We start from the raw sequence: 13,753 nt of genomic DNA, 5'->3' as shown, positions 1-13,753 counted from the left end.
AACGCACTAATGAGCCTCTGAATAACCTAGTTCTTTGAAAACATTAGATAATTTAAAACTTTAAGACGTAAAAGAAAAATATGTAATTTGAAATATATATACTTAAGAATATAACATTCCAGTTTTTTGATCTACACGCTTATAGAAATCTGAAAATTGACACGGGTCAGATATGACTAAATTTTTATTACTTCGAAATTCAAGTTCTATTTTCTTGATGAGATTAATTGCAGATATAGAGTTATCCAAAGCAATTTTTTTATAATCTCTAATTTTTTGATATCCAATGGATTTTAAATCTATGTCAACTGCTTTATCACCAAAATAATAAAAGTGACCTGAAATCAACACTTGGTCAGTGCGTGTATCACGTTCAAGATTAGTCATGTTAAATGAACCATCGGCATTGCTATGATGAGAATCTTCTTGAATCCATTCATTATTTTCATTTTGATGATAGATATTATCTCCTAAAAGTTGAACACGGGCACCATTCCTTACAGGCTTTTTAATATAAAACCTAGTATCTTTCCAGTAATCATTAAAGCTAATTTTTTCTGTAACCTTCATTAATAGAATGCACTTTTTTTGAACTGATTTCAAATTGGCTCCACCAACTCCTAATATCCAATCACCTATTTTAGCTGATTTTCTTATTCTAGGTTTGCAGGTTGCTAATGTACAGCTACCATGAAATGGATTAGGGGCAAAACCAAAATCTCTTGTTATTGCATAAGCGTAAAGATGAGATTTAGGTTCAATTAGCATACTACATTTCCTCCTTGTACTTTATCCCGCTCCAAACCATCAGGCTTTTGAAAGCTGATTTTACCTTCAAGTGCATCGATGATGGCATCGCTCCTCCAGGCAACAATAGTAGTTGCATATTTCTCAAGGTTTTCTGGAAGTTCTACATCTCCTTTTAAACCATTTTCATATACACCTATTATTGGTTTTCCAAGCTGGTGAGCTGCTTTAATTTCCCAGTTCACCCAGGGTCTTGTATATGTCTCTTTCCCGATAACAACTATGACTTGACTAGCCCATCTCATTTTCATTCTAAGCAAACGTGCTATTGCTCTATCACTAATTTTTTTTTCATCAGCTCGTCTCTGATTTTCCGGTTTCATTCGAACTGAACTATTACGTAGCTGATAACCTTTTTCCGCAGCTAAACGTGATATTCCATCAACACTAGCATCATCTTTGTGATGGTGACTAACAAAAACGTTTTTTTTAATTTCTTTAGCCATTTTTAAATCCTTTCTGGTATCTTCTGGTTATCAATTACAGTAGTAGCTCAAAATTTTTACTTTGGTAATGATACTTTTGTTTTGGTCTTTTGTTACTGAACTTAGTTCGACATCTTTTATCAATCTCACATGCACCACTATTTTCCATGTCCATCAAGGTATAAACTCTTTCGTTCTTAGGTAGAAAATGAAAGATCTCATCCATGTTCCATTTTTCATTATATTTCTCTGCTATATTATTTTGGTTAAGAATGAACCAGAATAAACACTCTTCACTGTTCATTCCGTCCCGATTTGAAAAAATCCAGTTTATTCCTCTTTCACATCCTGGGCCTGAAATAACAAAATTCCTCTCAGTAAAAGGAAAGTTTGTTATATAAGTTAAGTCTATGAATATTTGATAAGCAAGAAAGTCCCCAATACCATAAAATGATTTAAGATGATCAAATACTTCGAACTGATTTGCCGAAGATTTTACGCCTTTTACTATTTTATCTTGGTTATAGAAAACGAATTTTATCATCCTAATAATCATGTCTTTTTCGTTTTTTCCTTCTGTTTTCTCTAAAAACTTTCCAAAGTTAACCTTTGGCCCCCCTAAAATATAGGCTGCACTAAAAAAAACATAGTCTGGCTTCTTCTGTGAAATATTATAGATTTTTTCTCTAATTACCTGATTAATGTCATTAATCGTAATTTTTGCAAAATCAAAGGGTGCATTAATTTCACTTAATGTAAGCCCTTTATTTATTACTCTAAATAGAAATGAATTAAGTATTTTGTTTTCATAACTCAAACATTCATTGTTTGTAATATTATTCAATAACCATTTGCTTTCTTTATCCCATTTTCTTTTAGTATTAACAAATTTATAGTTTCTCAATATTTCGTCGTCTGTCCAATAAGGCGGAAGGTTAAGTATCTCTTTCTTATAATATATTGAAGTTCTCTCTCGTTGATGATAGAACCACTCCCTGATAACGGTTTCATTTAAGATGGGTTTAGCTGTTTTAATTTTCACTTCTCTGACATTACAAAAAAGCTGATCGTTTTTACTGTTCACTAAGTAATACCTTTTCGAAGAAATGTTTAAAGCTAGTAATTCCGTTTGTATTGTTGTTGAAATGATAATCTGATTTTATTTTATTATCAGTAATATATTTATCGATTTCGTATTTTATATAATTATTATTTTTACGCTCTATATGTATTATAGTGAACTGATTGTTCTTACACCATGCGAATTCTTCATTTGATCTTATGTCAGTAATTATTATGTTTTTATTCGCCTTTCCATTTTCCTCTAAAATTACCAGCTCTTTTGATAGCATTCTAATAAATATTTTTTCTTCAATTTCTCTTAGCTTGTTTAGACTCAGCCATATATCTCTTGGTGAATGACTAATAAAGTCTCCGGTAGGTAAGGTTATATTGAGTGGTAACATTTTCTTTTCAGATGTATAATCCTCTTCCATCCAAGGGTAAATATAATTAGCCAATTTTTTGAGTTGATCACTAAATGATAATCTAATAAATCCATGATTAGATACTAGATAATTGGCGAGAAAGTCTTTTCCACTACCAGATATACCCATGAATGCGATTTTCATAGACGGCCCTTATTGGAATTATTAAAATAATTAGAAGTCACGCTTAGATTGAAATCATTACTTAACTTGGTTTTTAACACTATTGGTTGATTAAATCTCTTCTGAAAAATATATGCTAAGGTTGCTTCTGCATACCCCCAAAGTAAATTTCTTTCAGTTTCTACAAGGTGTTTAATAAATATTGTTTTTAATTTCTCAGTCTCTTTATCTAATGTGTCTATTTTGTGTGGGCTTTCTGTTATTATTATTTCTAAAAATGACACTATGTCACGAAATAATGATTTTATATTCAGTAGTGATGGAGGGAAGAATATTTCATCATCATTTATCATGCCTGTTATTTGTTCTTTTTTTCTGTTATATATTTCATTGGCTTGACCTATTCTGTTTTCATATATATGAAGATTCGTTATTGATTGGTGTAAGTATCCCAGTTTAATCTGGCTATCAACTTCTCTCTGTAATATATAAAGTACTATCTCTTGAAGTAAACTAAACTCGAAAATATTTATATTGCTAACTCCAAATATCAGATCGCCACTTCTTTGGACTATTTTAATGTTTAATTTTTTGTCTGGAGTGATGAAGAAATGAATTAAGTTGTTGCATGGTATATCGACGGTATGTTCTAAGTTGTATACTTTTGTGAGGCTTTCATTGGTATCTCTGTGGGGCATGTATAAGCTAATGACGGCTCTTCTTGTAAATATTCCTTCTTTTTTGAATTGTTGCACAACATTTTCAAGCTGCCCATGAGCGTATATTCTTTCTCCATAGGCTGCTCGCCAAATGACACCGTCATCTGAGTATTTAGGAGCTCTTGGCAAAAAAAAATTCAGATATGGTTTAATTCGATTATCACCAGAAAGCACCCACATAGCTTCAGCAAAAGTTGAGAATATGTTATTTTTTCGACCTGCTAAACTTAAATGCCTTGATCTGGGATTCCGCAAGATCATACTAACATCATAAATAGTTATAGCATCCCCATTTCTTGTCGATATACTAACTCCTTTATTAAGCACTTCTTCTAGGAGTTTCATTATCACATCGTTAATAGTTTCTCCGTAAATAACGTGCATAAATAAAACCTCATGCTATAAGAAAATTTTTCTTAGTTGATATACTTTATTGGACCTCGCCCAGAATTTGGTCGAGCCATAATCTGGACTAGTAGGATAGCGCGTTCCAATATTTTGCCGCTAAGGACAAGCTCTAATGTGATAGCCAATCGGTTTCCATTGTAGCAAGTGAAGATCTCGATCCAAGCTACCGCCCTCAGTTGCATAGGCACTGCGCTGGTATGAATGTGTACAAATGTTACTCATGATATGGGTTTAGTCAATCTGGCAATCAGATAATTACTAAAATTTTGACTCATTACTCAATGAGAATTGGATAGAGTTACTAGCGAGTAAAACTGTCACTTATATGTAAGCAGAAGCACAACTGACGATGCTGGTTACTACCAAAACCATAGTCACTGCTGCGGAGCTAGCAAGGACGGCTACACTCGGCTGCCCCGGTTACCGTATAGTGGCCTGTTTCAAGAAATCTCTCACCTTGGATCCGGGTGGTGATGGACAGATTGTACGCTGCGCTTAATAAGTAGAAAATCGGGGCTTGGTTCTGATTGATGCCGGAACGAGACAATTTAAGAACAAATCGCCCCCGGTTAGCAGGATCGTCTCGACCGGCAGGAAAGAATGCTAACACCAACATGAAGTTCCTGTCAGTGCAAGTCCCCGACTCAACACAACCAAATCGACTTTTCACCGCTGCGAAGTAAGGGGCGCTACACCCGGCTATGCAGGGGCAGTTTTTTCTCCCGTGCGCTTTTCGTTCTTCATTTCTGCTTCCGGTTAATCGTTTCCCAACACAACCCGTCCCGCAAGGGTAAATGGCACGCATGCTGCGCCCTTGCAGGACAGAACGATGCCGGGAAAGCGAACCGTCAGGCGATACGAAGACGAAAATCACACACTGACGGAGAGAAAACCATGACGATTTCCCTGCATACCACCCGGACCAGCGCCCCTAACACCGCAGCGGCGACCAGCGTATCCCCGCTGAACCCGTCAGGCTCCTCAAAGACGAAATTTTCTAAAACCAGAACGGATATTTATCAGACCGTAACCGACAACATCATTGCAGCGCTGGAAGCCGGTGTAAAACCGTGGTCCTGCCCGTGGCAGCGTGTATCTGGCATGTCTGGTTTGCCATCCAATTACGCCACCGGCGTAGCCTACAGCGGCATGAATATCATGTTGCTGTGGAGCAGTGCATCGAAACAGGGGTTCAGCGATTCACGCTGGTTGACCTACAAACAGGCACAGGCAGCAGGTGGACAGGTTCGCAAGGGTGAGCATGGAACAACAGCCATTTTCTACACCACCCTGGAGAAGGAAAACGACGCCGGAGAAATCGACCATATCCCGATGCTGAAAACTTTCACCGTGTTTAACGTTCAGCAAATCGACGGTTTAACTCTGACCACAGAAACGGTCAGTCCGGAAGCAACTTTTGACTCGTTGCCCGAGGCTGAAAACCTGTTCAGGAAGAGCGGTGCAAACATCATCGAGAAAGGACAAAACGCCTTTTTCAGCCCATCAACAGATGAAGTCTGGCTACCGGAGCGCCATCTGTTTTCAGATGCGGCGAATTTCTACGCTACCGGCCTGCATGAACTTGTCCACTGGAGTGGGGGTAAAAAACGCCTGAACCGTGAAATGAAAGGGAAGTTTGGCAGTGCGGATTATGCAGAGGAAAAACTGGTGGCGGAGCTGGGAAGTGCCTTTCTGATGGCTGATCTGGGGATTGAGGGAGAGGTACAACATGAAAGCTATATTGCTTCCTGGCTGAAAGCACTGAAAAACGACAAGCGTTATATTTTCAAAGCGGCCAGCGTCGCCTCTAAAGCGCATCGTTATCTGATGGATAAACTCTGAGGCCGGAGCCGGACAACCGCAAGGGAATGCGGTTACATGTTTTTTAACCGGCAACGCTGCAAGGCGCAGACTGAGGCGGAACGCAGCACAGCGAGTACCGGACAGTCTGCGCCTCGCAGTGAAATACAAAAATATTCCGGGCTGGCGGTATCGCCGCCAGCCCGGTGAGGCCATCACGATGGCCTGAGTCAAAGCTTACGTATAACTGTCTAATGACAGGCGCTTCAGTTCATCAAGGGTATAAATGCGAAACACCCTGCGGTGACGTTCTTCCAGCGGGATGTGCTGATGGTTGATGATGACATGCATGATGCTGTCAAACAGCAGTTCAAGCGCAAGCTTCTTCTGTCGATCGGGCACAACATAAAAAACGTAAATCCACTGCTTGCGGGTCCGGGCCAGTAAGTGACTGGCAATGATCGACTGATAACGGGCTCGGGTTTTCAGGCGGCGCTCGGTTTCAATGGCAATTACGTTACCGTTAGGCAGGGTCAGTAACCCGTCCGGGCGATGTTTCACCTGATACTGGCTGATAAAAGTGGTCCGGTCGCCGTTAATCCATCCCGAAGCGCCTTTCTTCTCCAGAATAAGCCTGGCGGCCTGATTATCAAGATGGTGCTCCAGCGTCCAGCCGCTGATTTTTGATGGTTCAAACCGCGCAGGAAAGATTTTATCATTCGGGGTTAACACCACCGCCAGGCCGTCGCTGGTGATCCCCCATAATGAAATCTTCATTGTCCGTGATTCAAGCATATGCTTCTGAATTAGCCCCATTCGCTCCGTTTTTGCCAGTAGCGAATAAAGCGACTTATGATCCCGGAAACCAAATAGCAGCATCAGCGTTTTAAAATCACTGTAGGTTTCTTCTTTCAGGAAGTTCAGCAGTTGTTTTATTTTTTCGCTGTTACGCGTCTGGCGCTCGTGAAAGGACGAAATCAGCATAAGCGCTCCTTATAAATCCAGCGGGGACATGTGTTCTTCATCATCAGGTTTCGGCTTTAACGGTTTTACTTCGTTTTCGTCGAAGAAAAGAGCCGGGTGTGTTGTCATCACATCCGGCATGGCTGGTTTATCATCCTCGCTAAAGTCCAGTGTGATTTTCACCGGTGCCGCCGTTGCGGCAATATCAGGGGAAACCGAGAAGATTTTTAGCTGACGCTTTTTGACCTTTATCGGTGAAATCAGTGAAGCAGAAGGTAGCGTTTTTGTCGTAAAGATAAAGCTGACAAAATCAGGCAGGTTCAGGATCATATTACTGTCAATAAAGAAACGTTCGGCCTGGCGTATTGTGCGCTCACTGTCGATGGTTTCAGTCAGCATATTATCCGTCTTAGCCTTACGGAGTTCGTCATCCACCAGAATAGTGCCTGACATTCTCGCCACCCATTCCGCCGTGTCCGGGTCCATAACCCGATAAACCAGTTTGAATTTGGCATTTTCAACGACTGCGCCGACAACGGCGTCGCCTTTCAAATCTGCCGGGCAGTCTTTTAAATCGCCAATGGACTGGTGGTCCATAATAATATGGACGCCTTTATCCCGTGCCGCGCCTAAACCTTCCAGCGCTGGCCTGGATAAATGGTATTTAAGTTCGGAAAGATAAATAGCAATGGGGCGGGGGACGTCTGTTACACGGTCGCGCCTTTCTGCTAACTGGTAAAGGCGAACCAGCAGCATCCGCTGTGCGGTTATAATTTTGCTGTTTCGCATGGAACCGACAACATAACAGCAACCACCTTCATCAAATATTTTCCTGAGTGAAAAACCTTTCGGTGAATTAACGGCATTGAGTAATGCCAGTTCCTCAATCTTGCCGAAAAATGCTTTGATTCTTTCAGCAATACCCTGAACATAATCACCGTTATAAACATCCCGGAGTGTTGCCGATGGATTATCGCTGACAAATTGCGCGGCGATACGCGCGGCTTTTCGGTCATCAATGCGATAAAAGTCAGATTCCTGTCCTTTTTCCGCAAGGCTGAACCCTGCAACAAACAGTTCTTCCAGTTCATCGGGCGTAATATCTTCAATCAGGTTTAACTGGTATTGCTGTTTTCGCAGGTCAATTAAGGCAAAAGGCTTGCCTGCATCCTCACAGGCTTTGCGGTAAAGGTGTGGAGCCCATTCATCATCCTTGGGGTCCATAACAAAGACACCTTCACCGGCCAGAATGCTCTGGTAGAGCAATATCCCGGCTGCGACCCCTTTACCGGCTCCGGTGGTGCCAATAATGTCCGCGTGTTGTTTCTGCCAGTCCTTTAACGGGAGATACATCGGTTCATTCTCCCTGTCCATGCCAGTAAAGATTCCTTTATTCAGGTCGATATAATCCAGCGGGTTATAATGCAGAGTTTCCGGTAGCAGGGATTTCACGGTGCGGACATCAGTACGTAATTCCCGTTCAAGGGTGGTCTTTTTAACAAGGCGTTTCTTAATTCTATCCAGTTCCGGCGTGAATACACGACGAAGCATAATATGAAAAATAATCCCGGTTACAGTGAATACAATCCGTACTGACCAGGCCAGTACTGTATTATCACTGGTGAGTTTTATTTTATACAGCCACTGAAAGGATCCGATAACTATCGGGGCCAGTGTGCCAGAGAGAAAACACAGCAGGGAAAAAGCAATAATCAGCTTTTTCCAGAGCGGCGCTTTCTGCCGTTCATCGCTTTTCATCGACGCAAAAAACGGCATCGTCAGCCCCGCGAATAACGCCAGCATCAGTTGTTGCTGTTGTACAAAAGCGAGCAGCGCCAGCATCCCGTTCACTATCGGCGACAGTGAAGCGGCAAGCTTATTTAAAATCATCGTGCCTCCTTCGTCAGCTATTCGCCCCATGACATCGCCCCGTCAATTCGCCCCACGGTGTCGGGCGAAAAGGCGGGGCGATGTCATGGGGTAAAGAAGGTGGCCGCTGTGCGACCATGTGCCGGAAAGCATGCTTCCCGGTACGAAACGGCGTGCGCCAGTACATGCGGGCTGGACGCCCTTATTGCCTGTCGCATGGGGGTAATGTCGTGGCTGGACGCCACTCCAAAACCCCCAGGGTCAAAGGCGGCACACCGTCACGCGCTACGCGCGACCACCCCCTTTAAGACGGTCGCTTTCGCCTTTTTATTCCCTTTGCTCGTTCCTCGCAGCGGGAATAAAAGGGAAGCTGACCTTTAAAGAGGGTGGTCGCGCCACGCTACCGGCTTTGGGCCGGAGACTTAGCCGCGACGGCGTGCGGTGCTGTGCCCCCCGGGTAAACCGCTGTCGTGGGCGACAGCTTTTCGCGCGCCGGGGCGGCGAAATTTATCCGGCTCCCCCCGGCCTGCAAAATCCGCGTGGGCGCGGCTGTTTGCAGGTGAGGCGCGGTGCCTGAATTATTTTCGCTCCTTAACCCGCGAAAATATTTCTGTCCGCTGCCTCATTTTTACGGCCCCTGTTTCTTCGCTCCTTAATCCGCGAAATACAGAAGCCGTAAAAACCTGAAAACCGTCATGCTCTGTGCCCGTCTCGCCAGTATTAACCGCGAACGCGGCCATATTTACTGATGATCTGACCGATAGCCGCCGGGTCTGCCGAATCACATTCAAGTAAAAACGATTTTCTGGCATCAGCCGTATGGTCAGGCAGAAAACCATGCCTGTTCTTTTTTACGATATTAAAAAATGCCCGTTCAGCGGTGTGACATTCACTGCCGCCGCTATTTCCGGTTGCTTTACCGTACATACATAACACCACTTCGCAGGCATTCGCAGCCATTGCGGATGTTGAATATGACGCCATAACGCCAAGAAATAATACGGACAGTATGACTTTCTTCATTTCAGTCACCGTTATGATTAATGAAAGGTTACGTATCTTGGGTGATTTTATTTGCCGGAGTTATTTTCTGAATGCCTCTTTCATGCTATTTAAATGAACTGGTTTAAAGTAAATATCATGCATCCGGCGAACATCGCCGTTTATATCAATACTGACGATGACATCAATGCTTTTAAGTACCTTGCGTAACAGCACATCAAAAGGAATATTTCGGCAGTCGGGGTTTTCATAGCAGCGGTCAATGATCCCTTCAATACATTCTTCCGGGCTGCCCGCATGCAGGGAGGTGATTAACCCCTCATGCCCGGAGCCGACAATTTTCAGCCCGTCCCACGCTTCACGCCCACGAATTTCTGCCAGTAATATCCGGTCAGGGTTCATACGATAATTAGCCCGGATCAGCCTGCCGGGTGTGACAATGGCGTTATCCCCGGCATCCGCCGGGTAAAAAAGATGAACATAATTGGCATGGTGATAAAAGCGGATTTCAGGATTATCTTCAATCGTTACCAGCCGGAGATGCAGCGGAATATAATGCAGCAGCGTTTTCATATAGGTGGTTTTACCGGAGCCGGTTTCACCCACAATAAAAATTGTTTTGCCGTATTCCACCGCCTTTTCCATAAAGCGGGGAATATCCCCGCTGTGGTATAACCGGATCAGTGCATTATCCTGACTTTTCGTATTTTCCTGACCGGCCACGCGCTGATAAAATCCCGCATCAATCCATGACTGATGTGTTTTCTGTTCAAACGAGGGCTTGCGTAACGTAATGGATACCGTATTACGCTCACAGGCGGGGGGAATAATCGTCTGAATACGCTCGCCGGATTCGAGCGTGGCCGACAGTATCGGTGACGTATCGTCAATATTATCGTCATGCCAGGACGCCAGTGCTCTGGCAAAGGCGTAACACTGACGCAGCGTGATCGGGGATTCACGCTGCTGCCATGCCCCCTTTATTTTGGTGTGCAGTTCCCCCGGTCGGTTAATCGCGATTTCGGTCAGCCCTTCGACTGGCAGATAATCACCGAACAGCTGATTTTTCATAAAATCCAGTGACAGGTTTTCAGCGCTCATACCATTTCTTTTTTAGCTGTAGTTGATAAACAGAGGAAAAATCAATATCCGTGCCGGTCATGATGCCGATCACATCGCCCTGGTTCAGGTACATCGTGGGCGGGATACTGATGCTGTTTTCCAGCGTCGTTTTCGCCATTTCCGCCGTGGCGGCGCGGGTGTTTTCGGTATAGTCGGTATTGCGGTCTTTACCCGGCGCAGCATCTGATGCCGCTGCCGCCACGTCCTGCACGGTACTGAGCATCAGGGCGTTGCCGAAACGCTCCCAGAAATGGCTGTCGATCCAGCCTGCGATCCCTGCTTCACCGAGCGGGCCAGTGGCCTGCGTATCAGTGAGAGGGATTTGCAGGCTGCCGGGCTCCGGTGTGCGCAGCTCCGTCCACAGCACAAACATCCGGCTGCGCCCGTGTTGCAGTGCGCCGGTGCGGTAGACGCCACGGGCGACCGTTCCTGCCGGGATCAGCTTCACATGGTTACTGGCGCTCCAGACATTCTCACTGATCAGGCAGGAGATATGACCGCCAACATCGGATACGAAGCGCCGCATCATCGAACACGGAATATAACGATCCACCGGGATATAGAGATCGGGATCGAGGCCCAGCCGCCTGACACCGGTGACGCGGGCAACGCCCGGATCGTCGTTGTTATTGCTGCCTGCCGGTGCTGTCGTATCCGGGCAGCGCAGGCGTCCATCTTCGCCACTGACCAGTACAGACTGACAGGATGTGTACGCCGTGGAGGCTGACGGTCTGCCCGACGTTTCCGTGTTGCTGCGCACTCCGCTTCGGGACGTGCGTGTATTGTCCCCTGACCCTGTACTGCCGCTGTTCAGCCCGTCTGCCAGTGCTGCCGCCTTGTTCAGGGCGGGCTGCCCGGGCGGCAGAGCTGGAGTGGCCGGGGCGCTCTGACTGGCAGGGCCTGCGCTTTCCTGCCTCCCTGGCCCGAACAGGCCAAACGGGTTACTGTCCATGCCCAGATTCTTACGCTCCTGCAGCACTGCCCCGGAGGAGGGCGGCGCGGTGTCAGATTCTTTCTCAGCACCCCTTTTCAGGGCGCTGAGAAGACGATCGCCACCGGATGCCAGCGCGATGACCAGTACCAGACTCAGCAGGCTGACGATCAGCGTGCGGCGACCAGAAGCTTTACGAAAGCGGGTCACTTTCGGCTGACCGGGCGGCGTTTTCTGCTCCGGTTCCTGATATGCCATTGCCGCGCGGGCGCGTTCGCGGGCTTCTGCTTCCCGTTCTGCGGTGGTTTTTTCCGGTTCGTCCGGGAAAGATTTGTCGGTCATTTTTCCTCCAGCGTAACGGACGGCGAAACGGTGTCACTGTTGGTCAGCGGGATACGCCCGAATCCGTCGTTTTCGATCCCCACCACCGAGCTGCCGTAACGCAGAACCAGTTGCGGCGATGCCGGAACCACCATCACGGTGTAGTTGCCCCGTTTAACCGTTCCGGGCGTGACCGCCTGCTTCTGGCCGTTAACCACCCGGAAAACGGAAGGCAGGGTTTTCGCAGGAGAAAAACCGATATACGCAAAACGACCGTCATCCCAGGTAAAGTCCGGGGCGATGGCGGCGGAACCGGCGGCCACCCGTTTTGTATAGCGCCAGTTGCGCGGCGTGGTTGTCTGCCCGAATGCCGCCGCTATCCGCTGCCGGTCCAGTGTTTCCTGCTGTCGTTGCTGGAGGGTGGCGCTGGTGGCCGCTGACTTTTTCCGCTGCTCATCGGGATAGTGGTAGCGGATGACAAAGGCCTGAGCGGGCGAGTCGCGGTCCAGCACGTTCAGCTCCAGGCTGTAATCGCGCTTCGAGGTCACCACGAACAGATTGGTTTTCCAGTCTTTCTCTGTCGGCAGAAACACCTGGCTGACGTTGTTACCGCTGGCGTCCGTGACCGGCTGGGTAATCGGGTTCGGGCTGACGCCCACCCGGTTATCGCTTTTCGTCACGGTCCAGCCTCTGGGAAAACCCGCCTGCGCATCGATAACGGTTTCATCATCGTCAAACACCAGCATGGTGACGTAGCCGGGGCGGGTACGGACGACCGTGGCATTCTGGCTATTGTACGTGACGTTCTGCATCCGGCTGTCATACGTGCTGCCGCGTGGTGTCGCCGCGCTCCATGACACGCATGACACCAGTAACCCCGTGAGGAGCAGAATGTGTTTCAGCATCATTCCCCCCTCAGCTCTTTATCGCGCTGGTAGCTGGTGACGATGAAGCCCAGCGGATTCACTTCACGCTGGCTGTCGGTCAGTTGCCGGTGCGGAACGTAGCGGTAAGTGAGACGGATATTCCAGACATCCGTTTTCACGGAATTATCGGCAATGCGGCGGATGGTGCGTTTAATACGCAGGGTCGCCAGATTATCCGGCCCGGTGGCGGGCGCATGCACATTGGAAATAATGTCGATATAAACGACATATTCCGCCCTGTTAAAAATCACGTCCGGTGCCTGGTCGCCGTTAAACCCGTCCAGATAGTCCCGGTTCACGCTGTCGCTGTTAAATAACTGCACGTCGTCATAATCACGCTGGAGGGAAAAATAATTATATCCCTCGCGGAGTCTGACATAGTGTGCTGCCAGTGAATGCGCCAGTGCCTTTTCAGACGAAATATCCCGCTCCTTCACGCGGGTCATATATTCATAGCGCCCGGTCTGTTTATCCACTGACCATAATTCAGTGTTGGTGGTTTTCAGCGGCAACAGAATAATCATGGCCGCAATCGCCATTGCGGCAAGAATCAGTCCGGCAGCGGCCACCCGCCAGGCGGTTTTTCGGGAACGTTCTTCCTTTTCCAGCAGGATGGATTCAAAAGAGCGGGAAACATTAACAATGTTCTGAATATCAGACATGGTGAGTCAGCTCCTGAATGATGGCGGGGGAATTCACCGGCTCGGGTTCGCCGGATACCGGCGGGAGGTCGCCTTGATGCCGTGCGCAGCCCGTGAGCGCGCACAGCATCAGAAAGAAGATGCTGAATTTCATGGAAGCCCCTTATCGTATGGATGCAGGAATGCCGCACCGGTGGCGCAGGCCACAG

General features: G+C 46.6%; 15 protein-coding genes. 2 read left to right on the top strand and 13 right to left on the bottom strand.

The features are described from left to right. Positions 1-102: 102 nt before the first annotated feature. From AACH44_RS12530 to AACH44_RS12510, 5 genes are read right to left on the bottom strand one after another with little or no spacing between them, the layout of a single operon-like run. Positions 103-768: a hypothetical protein gene (locus AACH44_RS12530; protein ID WP_261848495.1), complete on the bottom strand. Its 666-nt coding sequence runs from the start codon at positions 766-768 to the stop codon at positions 103-105. Continuing rightward, positions 762-1,253: a TIR domain-containing protein gene (locus AACH44_RS12525; RefSeq protein WP_024359953.1), complete on the bottom strand. Its 492-nt coding sequence runs from the start codon at positions 1,251-1,253 to the stop codon at positions 762-764. Before AACH44_RS12525 ends, AACH44_RS12530 begins: the two co-directional genes overlap by 7 nt. Before the next feature lie 34 nt (positions 1,254-1,287). Next, on the bottom strand, positions 1,288-2,316 hold the full coding sequence (locus AACH44_RS12520; RefSeq protein ID WP_024359952.1) for a nucleotide kinase domain-containing protein: 1,029 nt from the start codon (positions 2,314-2,316) through the stop codon (positions 1,288-1,290). After that, positions 2,306-2,863 (bottom strand): adenylate kinase, encoded by a 558-nt coding sequence (locus AACH44_RS12515; RefSeq protein WP_338659259.1) that lies wholly within the window; start codon positions 2,861-2,863, stop codon positions 2,306-2,308. The genes AACH44_RS12520 and AACH44_RS12515 overlap by 11 nt, the downstream gene beginning before the upstream one ends. Beyond that, a complete protein-coding gene (locus AACH44_RS12510; protein WP_338659258.1) occupies positions 2,860-3,945 on the bottom strand; it encodes a thymidylate synthase in 1,086 nt (361 codons plus the stop codon). Before AACH44_RS12510 ends, AACH44_RS12515 begins: the two co-directional genes overlap by 4 nt. 918 nt (positions 3,946-4,863) lie before the next feature. Here AACH44_RS12510 and AACH44_RS12505 point away from each other — a divergent pair. Next, entirely contained in the window at positions 4,864-5,811 is a 948-nt protein-coding gene (locus AACH44_RS12505; protein WP_261848498.1) for an ArdC family protein, read from the top strand. Between the two features lie 195 nt (positions 5,812-6,006). Here AACH44_RS12505 and mobC read toward each other — a convergent pair whose 3' ends face one another. Together mobC and AACH44_RS12495 are read right to left on the bottom strand one after the other, a co-directional pair. Continuing rightward, positions 6,007-6,753, bottom strand: a complete 747-nt coding sequence (mobC, locus tag AACH44_RS12500; protein WP_261848499.1) for a MobC family replication-relaxation protein — start codon at positions 6,751-6,753, stop codon at positions 6,007-6,009. Positions 6,754-6,762: 9 nt separating this feature from the next. Further along, positions 6,763-8,622 (bottom strand): type IV secretory system conjugative DNA transfer family protein, encoded by a 1,860-nt coding sequence (locus AACH44_RS12495; protein ID WP_261848500.1) that lies wholly within the window; start codon positions 8,620-8,622, stop codon positions 6,763-6,765. 80 nt (positions 8,623-8,702) lie between these two features. Here AACH44_RS12495 and AACH44_RS12490 point away from each other — a divergent pair, with 80 nt between their 5' ends. Continuing rightward, positions 8,703-8,909, top strand: a complete 207-nt coding sequence (locus AACH44_RS12490) for a hypothetical protein (protein ID WP_261848501.1) — start codon at positions 8,703-8,705, stop codon at positions 8,907-8,909. Between the two features lie 412 nt (positions 8,910-9,321). Here AACH44_RS12490 and AACH44_RS12485 read toward each other — a convergent pair whose 3' ends face one another. The 6 genes from AACH44_RS12485 to AACH44_RS12460 are packed head-to-tail and all read right to left on the bottom strand — an operon-like array spanning position 9,322 to position 13,698. Continuing rightward, a complete protein-coding gene (locus tag AACH44_RS12485) occupies positions 9,322-9,624 on the bottom strand; it encodes a TrbM/KikA/MpfK family conjugal transfer protein (protein WP_261848502.1) in 303 nt (100 codons plus the stop codon). Between the two features lie 60 nt (positions 9,625-9,684). Beyond that, positions 9,685-10,704, bottom strand: coding sequence for a P-type DNA transfer ATPase VirB11 (gene virB11, locus AACH44_RS12480; RefSeq protein WP_261848503.1), 1,020 nt, complete (start codon positions 10,702-10,704; stop codon positions 9,685-9,687). Continuing rightward, positions 10,694-11,998: a VirB10/TraB/TrbI family type IV secretion system protein gene (gene virB10 / locus AACH44_RS12475; RefSeq protein ID WP_261848504.1), complete on the bottom strand. Its 1,305-nt coding sequence runs from the start codon at positions 11,996-11,998 to the stop codon at positions 10,694-10,696. The genes virB11 and virB10 overlap by 11 nt, the downstream gene beginning before the upstream one ends. Further along, positions 11,995-12,885: a P-type conjugative transfer protein VirB9 gene (virB9, locus tag AACH44_RS12470; protein WP_261848505.1), complete on the bottom strand. Its 891-nt coding sequence runs from the start codon at positions 12,883-12,885 to the stop codon at positions 11,995-11,997. The genes virB10 and virB9 overlap by 4 nt, the downstream gene beginning before the upstream one ends. Next, entirely contained in the window at positions 12,882-13,565 is a 684-nt protein-coding gene (locus AACH44_RS12465; RefSeq protein ID WP_261848506.1) for a virB8 family protein, read from the bottom strand. The genes virB9 and AACH44_RS12465 overlap by 4 nt, the downstream gene beginning before the upstream one ends. Further along, positions 13,558-13,698, bottom strand: a complete 141-nt coding sequence (locus AACH44_RS12460) for a hypothetical protein (protein WP_049156886.1) — start codon at positions 13,696-13,698, stop codon at positions 13,558-13,560. The genes AACH44_RS12465 and AACH44_RS12460 overlap by 8 nt, the downstream gene beginning before the upstream one ends. Positions 13,699-13,753 lie beyond the last annotated feature (55 nt).

This window comes from Pectobacterium araliae (assembly GCF_037076465.1).
Lineage (GTDB): Bacteria > Pseudomonadota > Gammaproteobacteria > Enterobacterales > Enterobacteriaceae > Pectobacterium > Pectobacterium araliae.
This window is presented reverse-complemented; position numbering and strand designations above follow the sequence as displayed.

Bases quoted from the DNA above. Each gene is read 5' to 3' on its own strand.
- AACH44_RS12530 (WP_261848495.1), bottom strand. From the start codon at position 768: ATGCTAATTGAACCTAAATCTCATCTTTACGCTTATGCAATAACAAGA.
- AACH44_RS12525 (WP_024359953.1), bottom strand. From the start codon at position 1,253: ATGGCTAAAGAAATTAAAAAAAACGTTTTTGTTAGTCACCATCACAAA.
- AACH44_RS12515 (WP_338659259.1), bottom strand. From the start codon at position 2,863: ATGAAAATCGCATTCATGGGTATATCTGGTAGTGGAAAAGACTTTCTC.
- AACH44_RS12510 (WP_338659258.1), bottom strand. From the start codon at position 3,945: ATGCACGTTATTTACGGAGAAACTATTAACGATGTGATAATGAAACTC.
- AACH44_RS12505 (WP_261848498.1), top strand. From the start codon at position 4,864: ATGACGATTTCCCTGCATACCACCCGGACCAGCGCCCCTAACACCGCA.
- mobC (WP_261848499.1), bottom strand. From the start codon at position 6,753: ATGCTGATTTCGTCCTTTCACGAGCGCCAGACGCGTAACAGCGAAAAA.
- AACH44_RS12495 (WP_261848500.1), bottom strand. From the start codon at position 8,622: ATGATTTTAAATAAGCTTGCCGCTTCACTGTCGCCGATAGTGAACGGG.
- AACH44_RS12490 (WP_261848501.1), top strand. From the start codon at position 8,703: ATGTCATGGGGTAAAGAAGGTGGCCGCTGTGCGACCATGTGCCGGAAA.
- AACH44_RS12485 (WP_261848502.1), bottom strand. From the start codon at position 9,624: ATGAAGAAAGTCATACTGTCCGTATTATTTCTTGGCGTTATGGCGTCA.
- virB11 (WP_261848503.1), bottom strand. From the start codon at position 10,704: ATGAGCGCTGAAAACCTGTCACTGGATTTTATGAAAAATCAGCTGTTC.
- virB10 (WP_261848504.1), bottom strand. From the start codon at position 11,998: ATGACCGACAAATCTTTCCCGGACGAACCGGAAAAAACCACCGCAGAA.
- virB9 (WP_261848505.1), bottom strand. From the start codon at position 12,885: ATGATGCTGAAACACATTCTGCTCCTCACGGGGTTACTGGTGTCATGC.
- AACH44_RS12465 (WP_261848506.1), bottom strand. From the start codon at position 13,565: ATGTCTGATATTCAGAACATTGTTAATGTTTCCCGCTCTTTTGAATCC.
- AACH44_RS12460 (WP_049156886.1), bottom strand. From the start codon at position 13,698: ATGAAATTCAGCATCTTCTTTCTGATGCTGTGCGCGCTCACGGGCTGC.